Origin of the sequence: Arthrobacter sp. efr-133-R2A-63 (assembly GCF_030209795.1) — a bacterium.
In the GTDB taxonomy this organism is placed as follows: domain Bacteria; phylum Actinomycetota; class Actinomycetes; order Actinomycetales; family Micrococcaceae; genus Arthrobacter; species Arthrobacter bambusae_A.
Genome location: NZ_JARVRG010000035.1, coordinates 15,377 through 31,119 on the forward strand (window position 1 = coordinate 15,377; position 15,743 = coordinate 31,119).

Here is a 15,743-nt window from a genome sequence, read left to right on the forward strand (position 1 = left end):
CATATTCCCGGTAGCCTACCGGAGTCCTCATCAACCGCCGATGCTTCTCCGGACAGGTTCGCCGTACACCGGAACGGCGGACCTGTCCCGGCATCTTCATCACGCCCCGGAGGAAACGAAAAACCGCCGGACCGGCGGTCCTCGATACGCCGCATCAAAGCCGCGAAATTGGCCCGGCGACAAATGCTTCCGGATACGGTGCCTGAGCAGAGATATCGTAGAACCCGGCGAAATATCGGATTTCGATATCCACATTCGACAATAGGATTGCGATGCGTGAACTAATGCGTGCGGCGGTGCGACTGCACATCCTCCACCACGCCGCCAAAGAAGACATCCACGGCGCCTGGATGTCCGAAGAGCTAGCCAAGCACGGGTATTCAATCTCTCCCGGAACCCTGTATCCGACGCTGCACCGCATGGAGCAGGACGGCCTGCTGGTCTCCCGCCAGGAAGTAGTCGGCGGCCGGCGCCGCCGGGTCTACCGGTCCACGCAAGCGGCCCTTGATGTGCTGGCCGACGGTCGCAAGTCCGTTGCCGAGCTCGCCGCCGAAATCCTTCCCGAATCTCCGAAGGAGAATCCGCATGAGTAACCCCCAGGCTCTGGTCCGACGACTGGGCACCTTTGACGCCGTCATGATCGGCCTTGGCTCGATGATCGGCGCCGGCGTGTTCGCGGCTTTCACCCCCGCGGCCCAGGCTGCGGGATCGGGCCTGTTGGTCGGACTCGTCGTTGCCGCCGTGGTGGCCTACTGCAATGCGACGTCCTCGGCACAGCTCGCCGCCGCCTATCCGACCTCAGGCGGGACCTACGTCTACGGCCGGGAACGCCTCGGGCCCTGGTCCGGTTTCCTGGCGGGGTGGGGCTTTGTGATCGGGAAGACGGCCAGCGCCGCGGCCATGGCCATGACCTTTGCCGCGTATGCCGCCCGGGCGGGGTGGGAACGTCCCGTGGCCATCACTGCCGTCATCGTTCTTGCTGCAGTGAATTATCACGGAGTGACGCGGACGGCCGGGCTGACCCGCATCCTCGTCGTGCTCGTGATGGCGGCCCTTGCGATCGCGGTTACCGCCTGCTGGGGAGGTTCAGTCCCGGATCCGGGCAGGATTCTTGGGGAAGGGCTGCTGGCCCACGGCTGGTACGGAATCCTGCAGTCCTCAGGTCTGTTGTTTTTCGCTTTCGCCGGTTACGCCAGGATCGCGACCATGGGTGAAGAAGTCCGTGACCCCAAACGCACGATCCCGCGGGCGATCGGCATCGCCCTGGGCCTCACCATCATCATCTACGCCATCATTGCCGTCACCCTTCTGGCGACCATCGGCCCCGACGCAGTGGCGTCCAACTCCACGCCGCTCGCCGCCGGAGTAGAAACCGGGACAATGTCATGGGCCGGCCCCGTCGTCAGGGCCGGGGCAGCGATCGCGGCACTGGGCGCACTACTGGCCCTCATCGCCGGGCTGGGACGGACCAGCCTGGCCATGGCCCGCGAACACGACCTTCCGCACTGGCTCTCCGCCATCCACCCCCGCTACAAGGTTCCCCATCGGGCCGAGACCACCCTGGCCGTGGTGATCTGCACGATCATCTCCGTCGCCGACCTGCGGGGCGCGATCGGTTTCTCCTCGTTCGGCGTGCTCATCTATTATCTGGTAGCCAACATCGCCGCGTTTACGCAGCCGGACACGGACCGCAGATACCCTAAGGCCCTCCAGGTCCTTGGCGCCTCGGCATGCGTGGCCCTGATCGCCGCCCTCCCACCGATTTCCGTGGTGTTCGGCATCCTCATGTTCGCGGCAGGGATCATTCTGCGCCTGGTCAGGCTGCGAAGGAGATCCTGACCCAAACGGGTCATGGTTTGGGTCAGGATCCCAGCAACTTGGTCGAGTGCTTCCTGAGTCAGACCGGGGACTCGCCCAACGCCTGCGGAGCCGGCAAGCGATTCAGCCATTCCCTGGCGTCCTCGATAGACCTGATGAACCCGCGCGGGCACTCCTGCTCACGCAGCACAGCACCAGCCATCACACGGTCAACCACCGTGGCCCCGACCAGTGCCACAGCGGACACAAATCGAATCCCCGAGAGTGTCGCTCCGGCGCCGGGATCCATACACACGTCCGCGAGCTCAACGAGCATCGGCTGCAGCCGGCCCCGGCTCACGCCCCGGATGGCCGCTATGCACGTACGCGCCCGCCCCGAGCCCTCCCTTGGGAGCCTGCCGACGGCGTTTCTCCGGACGACCACGTCAAGCCGGCAGCCTGCCAGACTGTAAGTGCAACCCTCGATCGAACAAGGTGGACCACGTGACGGCTGAATCCCAACAGACGAGCGGCCCGCTGACGACCGCCCGGACGAGTCTTGCGCGTCAAATCACGGCACTTTTGGGATTTCTCGTCCTCTCGTACACGGTATCTTTGCTGGGGTCCATGGCCATCCTTGGCAATGCCTCCGGCTGGTACGCAACGGCCAACAAAGCGCCCTGGACGCCGCCGGCCTGGGTCTTCGGATCGGCCTGGACGGTGCTGTACACGGCGATGGCCGTGGCTTCGTGGCTGGTCTGGCGCCAGCACTCGGCCAAGACCCGCGCAGCCATGACAGCGTACGGTATCCAAATGCTGCTCAACCTCGCCTGGGCGCCGACCTTTTTCGGCATGTACCCCACATGGGGCGACGCCGCACTTTGGCTGGCCCTTGTCCTCATCGCCGCACTGGCCCTGGCAGTGACAGCAACCCTCATCCGTTTTGGACCGATAAACGCGACAGCAGGAGTACTGATGCTGCCCTACCTTTCCTGGATCGTGTTCTCGGCCAGCCTGAACCTCTATGCCGCAGCCCACAACTGACAAGCCTGGCCAGCTACCTTGTCCACAATCGAGCGGTTTACTTCCGCACGTCCGCCAACGGAACCATCGCGAACGCCGTTCCTCGCCTGAGCACTTCATTTGAAATGACGGAGCCAGGTCAGCCGCCACGTGCATTTACGCTAAGCCCGGACATCGCGGCGCCAATCGTCTACGGCACTCCGGCGTCTGTTGGAGCCCGGCGGCCACGCACCAGGCCCTTCGGCCCTTGTGAGCCGTCGGACGGTCGTGAACAATAACAGGGCCGGACAAACCATGATGGACCGGCGCGACCGCGACCCCGGCCACAGGCTGCCGGACAGGAGGACCATGAATCGGCCAGCAGCACAAGGTGGCCCAGGGAACTCCGGCGCAGGACCAATCCGCGTCTATATCCTCGATGACCATGAACTTGTCCGGCGCGGGCTTCGCGAACTTCTGGAAAGCGAGGGCTTCGAAGTGGTCGGCATGTCCGGCTCCGCGGACGAAGCCACCCGGCGTATCCCGGCGTTGCGCCCGGACGTGTCGATTCTGGACGGCCGGCTGCCCGATGGTACCGGGATCGAAGTGTGCCGGGATGTGCGTTCCATCGATCCCTCGCTGAATTGCCTGATTCTGACCAGCTACGATGACGAACAGGCCTTGCGCGGTGCGGTTCTTGCCGGCGCGTCGGGATATGTCTTGAAAGAAATCGGTGGCACGGACCTTTTGGACGCCTTGCGCCGGGCGGCCCGGGGCGAATCCTTGTTTGACGCAGGGGTTAAGGCGAAAATCATCCAAGGACTCACCGCGCCTCAACGGGTAGATCCCCGAGTCGCCTCACTGACCCCCCAGGAGCGCCGGGTCTTGGAACTCGTCGGCCTGGGCATGACGAACCGCCAGATCGGTGAGCAGATGCTATTGGCCGAAAAGACCGTGAAGAACTATGTGTCCTCGATGTTGGCCAAACTCGGATTTGAGCGACGCACCCAGGCGGCCGTCTACATGGCCCACGGGGCAGAGACGGATACGGGAACGGTTCGCTAACGGCTCCGAATACTATGAAGCCACGGACAGACGCGTTATCAGCGTGGGGCACCGGACATTGAGTAGCACGTGCTGAGCCACGGAGCCGACCAGCACGCGGGCACCGCCTCTTCCTTTGCAGCCCATGACCAGCAGCCGCGCACGGGCACCGGCGTCCAGGAGCGCTTCCGCCGGCGCGCGCTCAAGGTCCAGGATCTTGAGTATGGCCAAACCCGGGTGCCGCTCCTCCAGGCCCTTGACCGATTTGGACAACAGCGCGTGCCCATCGAGCCCAGGTTCTGCAGCCCCGGTCCCGCGCCCCGGTGTCCCTGACGCGACAGGATCACGGCCGCTACCAGCATGGACGATCACGAGTTCCTGCCGCATCCGCTGTGCCTCGTCAGCGGCACACTCGACGGCGAGCTCGGAGTCCGGGGAGCCATCGACACCAACCACTACGCCGGATGACTCACGCGTTGAACGCGCAGGCACAATGGCGACAGCGCAATGGCTGATGACCGCGGTCTGAAAGCTGACGGAACCAAATCCTTCGCCGTGGTTGCCGGGGCGCCTGTCCGTTCCCACGACCACCATTTCCGCGTCCGCAGAAAGCTTGCGCATGGTCTCGGCGGGCTCTCCGGAACTGAGCGTCGTAACTACCCCAAGGGAGGGAAACCGTGCGGTGACCCGTGCTGCCTCGCCTTTCAGCAGGTCCTTGGCTTGTGCGGTCGCGCCGTCGTGGAGGGCCTTCTCCGGGAACGCCCATGGCTCAGGAACGGCATGGACCAGGTTGAGCTGAAGTCCCAGATCCCTGGCCCGTTCGGCGGCCCAGTCCACGGCAGCACTGCCGACCGCGGACCCGTCGACACCAACGAGAACATTCTTCTTCACGAGCGCACGTGCCTTCCTGGAACCAGCGGCAATCTCTCCCCAGTTTCGTCGGCTGCAAAGGTGACATGCAAGGGCCGGAAGACCCTCCCAGCGCACGCAGTTTCCGGGTTATGTTCCCTGAGGGGGATCGCGTCCGAAAGCCCGGTACCGCGCGGTCTTCGTGAAAGGACATCGGCGTGCTGATCCTTGTATTGAATCCAGGTTCCTCATCCTTGAAGTACCACCTGCGCCGAATCGGCACATCTGAAGTTAAGCCCGGGATCCTGCTGGAACGGGCCATCGGCGGCACGCAAGGGGGCACGCTGGATCCCGTCTTCCTTGGCAACGTGTTCGACGAGATCGATGCTGCCGTCCGGGACATGCCGTGCGGGGAACGCCCAGACGCAATCGGGTTCAGGGTGGTCCATGGCGGGGAACGCTTCAGCTCCCCCGTCCGCGTCAGCCCGGACATCATGGCAACCATCCTGGAACTTGGCGAGTTGGCGCCGCTCCATAACGCGGCAAGTGTGGCGTGCATGCGGGCAGCGGCCGAGCGTTGGCCGGATACGCCGCAGGTCGCTGTATTCGACACGGCATTCCACCACACGATGCCTGAGTTTGCGTCCCGCTATGCCGTTCCCGAGGCCCTGTATACGAAACACGGGATCCGGCGGTACGGTTTCCACGGGATCTCCGTCGAGATGGCGTGCCGCGACACAGCGGCGTTCCTTGGCGTCCCGGTAGCTTCACTGAACGCTGTTGTCGCGCACCTTGGGAATGGCGCGTCCGTCACCGCGGTTAGGAACGGCCACAGCGCCGATACCTCGATGGGTATGACACCGCTGGAGGGGCTGGTCATGGGTACCCGTTCCGGTGATCTTGACCCGTCCGTTGTCACCTTTCTCCAGCGCCGCGGCCTCGGCCCGGATGAGGTCGATAATCTCCTCAACCATCGTGCAGGCCTCTTGGGCGTGGCCGGTTCAGCCGACATGCGCTCGGTTCAGGACGCAGCGCTACGCGGGGATCCCCGGGCCATCCTCGCCTCCGACATGGCCGCCTACCGGCTGGCAAAATACATCGCCGCCTACAACATGGCTGTCGGCGGGGCCGAGGCACTGGTTCTTACCGGTGGGATCGGTGAGCATTCCATCGAGTTCAGGTCGCGCGTGCTGTCGCTGCTCGGGCCGCTCGGTCTCTACGTCGACGAGGTCAGGAACCAGTCCCGGGACACAGGCATCCGCACCATCAGCACCGACCGATCAAGGTTTCCTGTCCTGGTCGTCCCCAGTGACGAGGAACGGGCTATCGCGGAGGCGACAGCCGCCGTCGTTCTTTCGGATGATCCGGCGTGTCAACGGGACGCCGCTATTGACCCTTAGGCCGCCGACGCACTGGACGCCTTGGCACAACCGCGACAACCGGTGCGCTGAAGCGGGCGGCGCGGCGGGAGATGCGGTGGGTTTCCGGCCGACGCCGGATCCGCGTCGGCACGCCCGGCAACTGCTGCGCGGCGCGGGAGAAGAACACGCTCTTGGCGAATTCCACCATGACCATGTAGATGACCACCATCCCTAGCAGAGCCAGGAAGAACGGCACCGGCAAAGGATCGAAACCCAACAGGCCGGCCAACGGTGACAGCGGCAGGAAGATCCCCGCGGCCACGACTCCCAAGGAGGCGCTCAACAGGCCAACTGAAGGACGGCTTCGCAGGAACGGAACCCGCCGGGTCCTGATGGCGAAAATGATGAGGGTCTGCGTGGCGATCGATTCGATGAACCAACCCGCCCGGAACTCCCCCGGGACGGCGTTGAAAACGAAAAGCATCAGCGCGAAGGTCGCAAAGTCGAAGATTGAGCTGATCGGCCCGAAAAGGAACATGAAGCGCCGGATGAAGGCGATGTTCCAGTGCGAGGGTGCCAGCAGCTGTTCCTTGTCCACGCGGTCGCCAGGGATGGCCAGCTGGCCGCTGTCGTAGAGCAGGTTATTGAGCAGGATCTGCCCCGGCAGCATGGGCAGGAAGCTCAGTACCACCGACGCCGTGGCGGCGCTGAACATGTTGCCGAAGTTGCTGGACGTTCCCATCAGCACGTATTTGATGGTGTTCGCGAAGATCCTCCGGCCCTCCATCACGCCCTCGCCAAGGACGCCCAGGTCCTTTTCCAAAAGGACCACATCGGCAGCGTCCTTGGCGACGTCCGTGGCGCTGTCCACGGAGATCCCGATGTCCGCTTTGTGAAGGGCCAGGGCGTCGTTGACGCCATCGCCCATGAAGCCCACTGCTCCGCCGCTTTGGCGGAGCAGTGTGATGATCCGCGCCTTCTGTTCGGGCGAGACACGCGCAAAGATGGTGGCTTGCCGGGCGGCGGCGGCCAATTCGGTATCGGACAGAGCGTCAACGTCCGCGCCGACAAGCGTTCCACCGGAAATCACACCGAGCTCGGAACAGACTTTTTCGGCGACTTTGGCGTTGTCTCCCGTGGCGATCTTCACGGAGATTCCCAGCGTGGCCAGGCGTTCGAGCGATTCTTTCGCGTTCGCTTTGGGGCGATCGAGGAAAACGAGGAATCCTGCGAGGACGAGGGCCTTTTCGTCGGGAGGCGTGATCTTACTCAGCTCCGGGGATGGGCGGGTAGCCACCGCGACGACGCGCGATCCGGCGTCGAACTGTTCATCCAGCATGGCCTGGACATTCGGCGGCGTCGGCCCGCAGAGGGCGAGGACGTCTTCCGGGGCGCCCTTGGTAACCAGACGTGCCGGGCCGCCGGCTTCCCGCACGAGGACGCTGGTGCGGCGGCGCTGGTGGTCGAAGTCGATCAAGTCGAGGCGCTCGAAGCGGTCGGGATCAAAGGCCGCGGCCCGGGCGCTTTCCCACAGTGCGGCGTCGAGCGGGTTCTGCCCGGCCGTGGATTGCTTGGCCTCGGCATAGTCGGTTTCAGTGGCCAGCAGACCCAAGGTGACGAGTTCGACGTCGGACACCTCCGGTGAGGCGGGCAGCGCTCCGGTGAAACTGATGCGTCCCTCAGTGAGGGTGCCGGTTTTGTCGGTGACCAGGATGTCCATGTCACCCAGGTCCTCGATGCAGACCAGTCGTTTGACCAACACTTTCCGCCGGGCCAGCTGGCGGGTGCCGGTAGCGAGGCTGGTGCTCACGACGGCGGGCAGCAGCTGCGGCGTGATGCCGACGGCGATTGCGAGGGAGAACAGCAGCGACTCGACGAGCGGGCGCTGCAACAGCAGGTTCGCGATGAAGATCAGCGTGGTGAGGCCGATAGCCACCTGCAACAGCAGGAACGAGAACCGCTTCAGCCCGAGCTGGAATTCGGTCTGGGGTTGGCGTTCTCCCAGGCCCAGCGCGATACGGCCGAATTCGGCGCGGGCCCCGGTCGCTACCACGACGCCAGTGCAGCCGCCGGACTGGATGACAGTTCCCATGAAGATGCAGGAGGCGAGGTCGCCCAGGGACGAGCCGGGCGCCACAGGAGCCGGATCCTTCCCGGCTGGCAGGGACTCCCCCGTCAGGATGCTCTCGTCGCAGAGGAGGTTCTTGGTGCTGAGCAGGCGGATGTCGGCGGGGATGATCGCGCCCAGGCTCAGGTGCACGACGTCGCCTGGCACCAATGCGGTCACGTTGACGTCCTCCGTGGTTCCGTCGCGCAGCACAGTGGCGCGGTGGGTCACGCGGGAGTGCAGGGCTTCGGACGCGCGTTCGGCGCGGAACTCGTTGGTGAAGCCCAAACCCACGCTGACCAGGAGGATCACGCCGATCACGATCGAATTGGTGGCATCGCCCAGGAACAGGGACAGGCCGGCCGTGATGATCAGCAGGATGAGGATGGGACTGGCGAACTGCCGGCCCAACACCGCCCAGCCGTTGGCCCGGTGGGTCCGCACGGCGTTGGGGCCGAGTTCTGCAAGGCGCGCGGCGGCTTCTTGGTTCGTCAGGCCGGTCGGGCCGGAGCCGAGGTGTTCGAGCACTTGGTCCGGAGGAAGGCATGCGGCCTCGTTGATCGGCAGCTGGACTGAGTGCCGTTCCTTGACGTTGATATCTGACATGCCCTATCCGTTCGAATGCGTCGCCTGAGGGAGTCGCCCTGGGATAAGGGTAAGGCTTGGGAAAGGTGCTTGGAGCCCGCGCGTGCACTAGCCGAGATCCGGCTGCCTAGAGACTGCCACAGCGGCGCAGCCCAGGGCCCTATGGCCCTAACCGCCCCGGCCGAGCATCTGACACCGTGAAGACCGGAACAGTCCAGGCACCAGAGACGCGTGCATTCGGCAGGCCGTCGACCCCGGAAGAGGCAAACCCATGGAAACCGGAACCTCCCTTACGGAAGCTTCGAGCGAGGACTTCGAGTTACTGAACCGGTACTGGTCCGCAGCCAATTACCTCACGGTGGCCCAGATCTACCTCCAGGAAAACCCCCTGTTGCGGGAGCCGCTGCTCCCCCACCACATCAAGCCCCGGCTCCTTGGGCACTGGGGAACCAGCCCCGGTTTGTCGTTGATCTACGCCCACCTAAATCGTCTGATTAAACGAACTTCGGCGGAAATCCTGTTCGTTGCGGGTCCGGGCCATGGCGGCCCCGCCGTCGTCGCGAACCTCTATCTGGAGGGCACCTACTCGGAGATCTATCCCAAAGCGGGGATGGACCTCCAAGGACTCCGGCGTCTTGTCCGGCAGTTTTCGACGCCGGGCGGGATCGCGAGCCATGTCGGTCCGGCCACTCCCGGTTCCATCCACGAGGGAGGCGAGCTTGGCTACTCCTTGATGCACGCCACCGGCGCGGCCATGGACAACCCCGGGCTGATCGTCGCTTGCGTCATCGGCGATGGCGAAGCCGAGACCGGCCCGTTGGAAGCATCATGGAAAGCGCCATCCTTCCTCAATCCGGCCCGGGACGGCGCCGTGCTGCCGATACTCCACCTGAACGGGTACAAGATCTCTGGCCCCACCGTTCTCGGCCGGAGATCCGACGAGGACGTCGAGGCGCTGCTTAGGGCCCATGGCTGGGATCCGGTGACGGTTTCCGGCGACGATCCCCGACTTGTCCACCATGCCCTCGCCGCAGCGATGGACGGGGCGTATGGGAGTATCCGCGAACTGCAATCCACAGCGCGCAGCCAGGGCGTGCACGGCCCGGCCCCGTGGCCTGCCATCATCCTGCGGACGCCCAAAGGGTGGACCGGGCCAGCCGTGGTGGACGGGGTCCCCGTCGAAGGAACCTTTCGCTCGCACCAAGTGCCCTTGGCAAACGTCCGCGAGAATCCTGAACACCTGGCCCAGCTGGAGGCCTGGATGCGCTCGTACCGGCCGGAATCCCTCTTCGACAACACAGGCCGGTTCGTCACCGAAGTGGCCGCGCTCGCTCCGGAGGGCAGCCTCCGCATGGGCGCAGCCCGTGCAGGCCGGGGCGGGACCGGGGCTGCCCTTGAGATCCCCGAGCTGGAACGGTACGCGGTGCCGGCTTCCCCGCGGGGATCGATCATCCTCGAGACCACCAGGCCCCTGGGTGAACTGCTCCGGGACATCTACATCGCCACGGCCGCCGATGCACGGTTCCGGCTCTTCTGCCCTGACGAAACCAACAGCAACCGGCTCGGGGCAGTCTTCGAGGCCACCGACCGCTGTCTCCTGGAACCGGCCAGGGCCTTCGACCATGCCCTGGCCGAAGACCATGTCTCGCCGGGCGGCAGGGTCATGGAAGTCCTCTCCGAACACCTGTGCCAGGGCTGGCTGGAAGGATACCTCCTCACGGGCCGCCATGGACTCTTCGCTAGTTATGAGGCCTTCGCGATGGTCAGCGCGTCGATGACCGTCCAACACGCCAAATGGCTCCAGCATGCGCGGGAACTTGAATGGCATGCCCCCGTGCCGAGCCTGAACATTCTCCTGACCTCCACCTGCTGGCGCAACGACCACAATGGCTTCAGCCACCAGGGGCCCGGACTGATCGACACGGTGCTGTCCCTGTCAGGGACGGTCACCCGCGTTTACCTGCCACCGGACGCTAACACCCTCCTCGTCACCGCCGACCACATCCTGCGCAGCAAGGACTACGTCAATCTGGTGGTCGTGGACAAACAGCCGCACCCGCAGTACCTCACCCTGGAGGAGGCAAGGCGCCATGCCGCGGCTGGTGCGTCCATTTGGTCTTGGGCCGGGAACGAGCAAACCGACGGCGCCCGGGCAGTGCCCGACGTCGTCCTGGCCTGCGCGGGGGACATCCCCACCCAGGAGACGCTGGCCGCAGCCTGGTTGCTGCAAGAGCATCTGCCCGGACTCGTGGTCCGCGTTGTCAACGTCATGGATGCCATGATTTTGCCGCCCCGGGACACCCACCCCCACGGCCTGTCCGGTGAGAAGTTCGAAGAGCTGTTCACGGCAGACGGAGAAGTCATCATGGCCTGGCACGGCTACGCCCGGGCCCTGCACCAACTCCTGCATGGAAGACCCCGCCCGGAGCGGTTCCACGTCCGCGGCTATAACGAACAAGGCACCACCACCACCCCCTTCGACATGGTGGTCCTGAACAAGATGAGCCGCTACCACCTGGTCCTCGAAGCGCTGCGGCGTGTTCACCGGCAAGTCATGGGCGCGGATGAACTTGTCGACTTCTGCCGCAGGCAGCTGGATGCGCACACGCGCTACATCCTGGAGCACTTCGAAGACCTCCCGGAAATCCGGGACTGGGTCTGGACACCGCCCGTTCCCTGACGTCTGTGTGAGAGGGGGTCATTCTCGGCGCCTGAGAGCAGCCCGGCGAGCCGTGAGTTCTGTTTCGTCGATCTCTCCCCGGGCGAACCGCTCATTGAGGATACGCTCGGAATCATCGGGTGGCCCTTGGAAACCCCGTCCGACCGAGTGGTTTCCCCTCAGCAGGAGGACAACCAAGGTGGCAATGCCACCCCAGACCAACAACATCATCAGCCCCATGACAATCCAGCCGCCGGTGCCGAAGTTTCCACCCCATCCCCACATCATGGCCAATCTCCCTTTGAATTCGATTGCGTCCCTGCATCCAGTGTCGCCCGTTACTGATCCCTCCCACAGGGCATTTAGTCACACCGCCGGGTCTTTCGGCCCTACAGCAGGAGAAGGGCGCTCAATAGGCTGCAGGGAGTTGCGGGGCTTCATCCCCGCGATCGTGTCCCGGACGATCGAATATAGGAGCAGGCATGTCACTCCCCAGCATGGACGCAGGCCGCGTTGACGGCGGACTGCACGTCGCGGAAGAACTCAGCCAGGAACAGTGCTGGGAACTCCTGCGTTCAAACACCACCGGCCGCTTTGGCTTTGTTGAGCAAGGCAGGGTGGTAATCCTCCCCGTGAATTACCTGGTCGACGGACAGTCCATTTACTTCCGTACGGCCGGAGATGGATCCATCGCCGAGGCAGTCCCGTCGCTCGGGTCGTCCTTTCAAATAGACGATTCACGTGCCGATCGGGCCGAAGGTTGGTCGGTACTGGTCAGTGGGGCCTCATCCCGTGTTGAGGACAAGGACCTGCTGACCCGGCTATGGGGAAGGGTCATGGCCGAGCCGTGGGCCGGTGGAGCACGGAACCTCTTTATCCGGATCCAGGCACACAGGGTCACCGGACGCCACGTGCATCTGGAGTGAGCCCATCGAAAGTGAGCCCGGAGCCATTCCAGTTTCACACACGCTCACGGGCAAGGAGACCATGGATACCGCGGAAGAAATCATCGTTGGGTACGACGGGTCCGCCGCGGCTGTCCCGGCCGTCCGCTGGGCTGCCCGCCAGGCGGCTCAGCGGAACTGCAGACTCCACTTGGTCCACAGTTCCCTGTGGCCGGCAATCACCCCCGAGCCAGGTCCGATGCCGGGCGTCGAAGGCAGCGGGTTGCGACGCGCGGCGGAGGACATCGCTGCGGAGGACATTCTGACCGATGGCGTGGAACAGGTCCATGACACGGTTCCCGGATTGGCTGTCAAAACGACGCTGGTCTTTGGATGGCCGGCCGAACACCTCAGGAGCCTCTCCTCCGGTGCCGCGCTGCTCGTTACCGGCACCCGGGGCGCAGGGGGATTCAAGGGACTGCTGATCGGCTCCGTCAGCCTGGAACTCGCGGCAACAGCCGATTGCCCGGTTGCCGTCATCCGCTGCGGAGAACACCCCGGCGGGCCGGTAGTCGTCGGCGTCGACGTCGACGATTGGGAACTACCGCTTCGGCACGCCTGCACCCTGGCTGCATTGGCGGGTTCAGCCCTTCGAGTGGTGCACGTCCGGAAGGAACACTGGGTTCCCCGCCATCTCCAAAACGCGGGCACCCCGACTCAAGACCAAGCAGATCTCCTCGTCCAGGCCGTTCTCGACTCCGCGGCGCGGAATGCCCAAGAATCAGTTCCGGGCCTTGATCTCCAGATACGATCTCCGATCGGCTCATCAATCCCGGGCACGATTCTGGCGGAGGCTCAAGATGCCTCCATCATCGTCGTCGGGACGAAAGGACGCGGACTCATACGGGGTACCATCGGTTCGGCCGCCCACGCTGTGCTTCATCACGCCAGCTGCCCGGTCCTGGTTGTGCGCCGGCCCAGCTGAGATCTCCTGCTGAGATCTCCTGTGAACAGCTGCTGTTCAGTACAAGTCGCCAGGGGCCAGCTCGTCACTTTCCGGCCCCCGGTGAATGCGCCTCCCGGTAATGGACGTCGGGATGATCTCAACGAAAACCCGCTTCTTGGTAGAGGTCAATTGTTGGCGCGGAATCCTCTCTGCGGCTTCTATCTCGGCACCGGATTCCAATTGCCGCGCCCTGCCTTTAACCACCACGCTCCAGACCGATTCGCTACCGACCCCGTCCGTCTCGAACGCAACTTTGTCGTTGATCGTGAGCGCGAACAGCTTCTCCCCGGGATTGGTCCGGAGGAGAATTTTTCGGTCGTGGGCAACGAAATTGATCGGATAGATCTCGGGTTCATTGGCGATGCTCAATGCCAACCGCCCGAGCGTCGCACCCAAAAGGATATTCCAGCATTCTTCCTCGTTCAGGACCTCCACGGGGTTCGCGGTATCCGGTGACATGGTCAGTCCTTTCGATTGCGGCATTCCAAGCCATTCCAGCATGCACGCCGCCCGCACCATCCAATAGGGCCCTTGGACCCGTGTCTGTTGGCCAGCAAGCTTGTAGCGTTTCGTTCTAAGGACAGGTTCTCACCCTCAGGAACGCCCTTCGTCGAAAGAGGCCATGATGCTCGGAATTGAACAGTCGGATGCTGGAATGCCGGATCCCGGAATCTATTTCCAGTGGGGTGACTTCCTCATCCAATTCGGCAATCTGATGGTGATTGCGGTTATGGTCGTGCTATTCATTCTCGCCCTGGTGGTTCCGTTTCCAGGCCGAAGGAGTCGAAAATGAGGGTTGACCGCGCGCCCGTTCCGACTGACGACGAGCCACGCTTTTCCACCTGGACAGGAAAGGCCCGGGGCTGGGCCTTGCGCCGGCTGCCACCGGACAAGCTGCTTCCCGAAGGCCAGCCGAGCTACGTATCGTCCTGGATTTACGTCTTCGGCATGGGCGCCGTTGCAGCGTTCGTCTACATCCTCGGTTCCGGTGCCGTACTGGCGTTGAACGGACCCACCTGGTTCCACGTCTCCGGCCTGGGCCGTTTCATCAACAGCACCCATTTGTGGAGCGTTGAACTGTTCTTCATGTTCATGGTGATCCACCTTTGGGGCAAATTCTGGATGGCTGCCTGGCGGGGCGGCAGGGTGCTGACGTGGATCACCGGGATGCTCGCATTCGTCGTCTCGATTGTCACCGCCTTCACCGGATACCTCCTTCAAACAAATTTCGATTCGCAGTGGATTGCGTTCCAGGCAAAAGACGCCCTCAACGCGGTCGGTATAGGTGCGTGGTTCAACGTCGCCGATCTAGGCCAGCTACTCATGTGGCACATCACGCTCCTTCCCTTGGTGGTCGCCGTCGTCGTCGCCCTTCACGTCGTGCTCGTACGGATGCACGGGGTGGTACCCCCGTTGGAGGCTGCAGCATCCGATGCCCAGCTACGATCGACGGCGCCAAACCCGGCCACTGACAGCGAGGACACGAAATGAGCAAGGCTCCAGGGTCAACGTCATGGCGCGCACGAAATGACATCGCCAGCAGGCCATGGACCGGCACGTTGCGCGAATACGACCTGTTCAAGGAACTTGCTGTGGGCCTGGTGGTTGTCGGGCTGCTTGTCCTTGGGCTCTCAGCAGTCTTCAGCTCGCCGGACGACCCCAGCGTGACCCTCAAGTCATGGGCCCAGGCCCAGCCCGCGGATTTCGTGGCAACGGCAACCGCGGAACTTGGCGGTACGAGCCATACCGCCGGGTATGGACCGCCCTACAATTCGACGCCCGATGCCTCGCAAAAACTCGGCCCTGTCGACCTTCAGAGCCTTTCGGGCGTGCGGCTACCGATCGACACCGCGAGCGACTTCGTCATCACTCCCCTCCAGACCCTTCCGACACCCCCGGCGGCGGTCGAGGAATGGACGAAGGCAAGCGACGCGCAACACACTGCGTGGACTGCCGCCTACACGGACGCCCTCAGCAAAGCTCCGGACAACGACCCGGCCAAAGTGGGTCCCGGCGACTTCGGCCCCGTACCGGCCCTCACCGGGGCACTTCTGGCCATGGCGCAGCAAGGCGCACTTGATCCGGTAATGAGCGCAAAGGGCTCCTTCTACAACACCGATTACAAAGCCAGCATCCTGTTCCTCGGTGACGGTACCTACTTCCCTGGCCTCGCCGACGCCCAGCACCTGACGGGCGATCAGTGGGGAATGATGAATGAAACCGGGAACTATCCCGGCCAGTCCTGGCTGTGGCTCTTCTCCGCCCTCTACCAAGTGGAACCGTTCAAATCATCGCCGAACGCCGATGTCCTTGTGGTGTTTTCCATGGTGATCCTGACGCTGCTCCTGACCCTGGTGCCCTTCATCCCCGGACTCAGGTCCTTGCCACGCCGCATACCCGTGCACCGCTTGATCTGGAGGGACTACTACAAGCACCGCTAGTCCCGCGC

Annotated in this window: 16 protein-coding genes; 11 read left to right on the plus strand and 5 right to left on the minus strand. The window is 63.8% G+C overall.

Going from position 1 to position 15,743, the window contains the following annotated elements:
• The first annotated feature begins 272 nt into the window (after positions 1-272).
• Positions 273-593, plus strand: coding sequence for an Rv3488 family transcriptional regulator (locus QRN45_RS18495; protein ID WP_284764249.1), 321 nt, complete (start codon positions 273-275; stop codon positions 591-593).
• The gene (locus tag QRN45_RS18500) at positions 586-1,839 is read left to right on the plus strand and encodes an APC family permease (RefSeq protein ID WP_284764250.1); all 1,254 of its coding nucleotides are present in this window, start codon (positions 586-588) and stop codon (positions 1,837-1,839) included. Before QRN45_RS18495 ends, QRN45_RS18500 begins: the two co-directional genes overlap by 8 nt.
• A 58-nt stretch (positions 1,840-1,897) precedes the next feature.
• Here the strand turns inward: QRN45_RS18500 and QRN45_RS18505 are convergent, their stop codons facing one another.
• A complete protein-coding gene (locus tag QRN45_RS18505) occupies positions 1,898-2,065 on the minus strand; it encodes a hypothetical protein (RefSeq protein ID WP_284764251.1) in 168 nt (55 codons plus the stop codon).
• 236 nt (positions 2,066-2,301) lie between these two features.
• Between QRN45_RS18505 and QRN45_RS18510 the strand changes: the two genes are divergently transcribed.
• Positions 2,302-2,841, plus strand: coding sequence for a TspO/MBR family protein (locus QRN45_RS18510; protein ID WP_241708368.1), 540 nt, complete (start codon positions 2,302-2,304; stop codon positions 2,839-2,841).
• Between the two features lie 327 nt (positions 2,842-3,168).
• Entirely contained in the window at positions 3,169-3,864 is a 696-nt protein-coding gene (locus QRN45_RS18515; protein WP_241708367.1) for a response regulator, read from the plus strand.
• Between the two features lie 12 nt (positions 3,865-3,876).
• Here QRN45_RS18515 and QRN45_RS18520 read toward each other — a convergent pair whose 3' ends face one another.
• Positions 3,877-4,734 carry a universal stress protein gene (locus QRN45_RS18520; protein ID WP_284764252.1) on the minus strand — a complete coding sequence of 286 codons (858 nt, stop codon included), beginning with the start codon at positions 4,732-4,734 and terminating at the stop codon, positions 3,877-3,879.
• A 176-nt stretch (positions 4,735-4,910) separates the two neighbouring features.
• Here QRN45_RS18520 and QRN45_RS18525 point away from each other — a divergent pair, with 176 nt between their 5' ends.
• Complete coding sequence (locus tag QRN45_RS18525; RefSeq protein WP_284764253.1) at positions 4,911-6,092, plus strand: acetate/propionate family kinase; 1,182 nt, start codon at positions 4,911-4,913, stop codon at positions 6,090-6,092.
• Here the strand turns inward: QRN45_RS18525 and mgtA are convergent.
• Positions 6,079-8,766, minus strand: coding sequence for a magnesium-translocating P-type ATPase (gene mgtA / locus QRN45_RS18530; RefSeq protein ID WP_284764254.1), 2,688 nt, complete (start codon positions 8,764-8,766; stop codon positions 6,079-6,081). The two genes, QRN45_RS18525 and mgtA, sit on opposite strands and share 14 nt — an antisense overlap.
• Positions 8,767-9,016: 250 nt before the next feature.
• On the opposite strand from mgtA, the gene QRN45_RS18535 reads away from it, so the two are divergent.
• Positions 9,017-11,425, plus strand: a complete 2,409-nt coding sequence (locus QRN45_RS18535) for a phosphoketolase family protein (protein ID WP_284764255.1) — start codon at positions 9,017-9,019, stop codon at positions 11,423-11,425.
• 18 nt (positions 11,426-11,443) lie between these two features.
• Here QRN45_RS18535 and QRN45_RS18540 read toward each other — a convergent pair whose 3' ends face one another.
• The gene (locus QRN45_RS18540) at positions 11,444-11,692 is read right to left on the minus strand and encodes an SHOCT domain-containing protein (protein ID WP_284764256.1); all 249 of its coding nucleotides are present in this window, start codon (positions 11,690-11,692) and stop codon (positions 11,444-11,446) included.
• A 194-nt stretch (positions 11,693-11,886) separates the two neighbouring features.
• Between QRN45_RS18540 and QRN45_RS18545 the strand changes: the two genes are divergently transcribed.
• Both QRN45_RS18545 and QRN45_RS18550 read left to right on the plus strand, forming a co-directional pair.
• Entirely contained in the window at positions 11,887-12,330 is a 444-nt protein-coding gene (locus QRN45_RS18545) for a pyridoxamine 5'-phosphate oxidase family protein (RefSeq protein WP_241708361.1), read from the plus strand.
• 61 nt (positions 12,331-12,391) lie between these two features.
• The gene (locus QRN45_RS18550; RefSeq protein ID WP_284764257.1) at positions 12,392-13,273 is read left to right on the plus strand and encodes a universal stress protein; all 882 of its coding nucleotides are present in this window, start codon (positions 12,392-12,394) and stop codon (positions 13,271-13,273) included.
• Between the two features lie 36 nt (positions 13,274-13,309).
• Here the strand turns inward: QRN45_RS18550 and QRN45_RS18555 are convergent, their stop codons facing one another.
• Positions 13,310-13,795: a pyridoxamine 5'-phosphate oxidase family protein gene (locus QRN45_RS18555; protein WP_284764258.1), complete on the minus strand. Its 486-nt coding sequence runs from the start codon at positions 13,793-13,795 to the stop codon at positions 13,310-13,312.
• 121 nt (positions 13,796-13,916) lie between these two features.
• Between QRN45_RS18555 and QRN45_RS18560 the strand changes: the two genes are divergently transcribed.
• The 3 genes from QRN45_RS18560 to QRN45_RS18570 are packed head-to-tail and all read left to right on the plus strand — an operon-like array spanning position 13,917 to position 15,735.
• Entirely contained in the window at positions 13,917-14,087 is a 171-nt protein-coding gene (locus QRN45_RS18560) for a hypothetical protein (RefSeq protein ID WP_284764259.1), read from the plus strand.
• Positions 14,084-14,785, plus strand: coding sequence for a cytochrome b N-terminal domain-containing protein (locus tag QRN45_RS18565; RefSeq protein WP_284764260.1), 702 nt, complete (start codon positions 14,084-14,086; stop codon positions 14,783-14,785). The genes QRN45_RS18560 and QRN45_RS18565 overlap by 4 nt, the downstream gene beginning before the upstream one ends.
• Positions 14,782-15,735, plus strand: coding sequence for a hypothetical protein (locus tag QRN45_RS18570; RefSeq protein ID WP_284764261.1), 954 nt, complete (start codon positions 14,782-14,784; stop codon positions 15,733-15,735). The genes QRN45_RS18565 and QRN45_RS18570 overlap by 4 nt, the downstream gene beginning before the upstream one ends.
• The last annotated feature ends 8 nt before the right edge of the window (positions 15,736-15,743 follow it).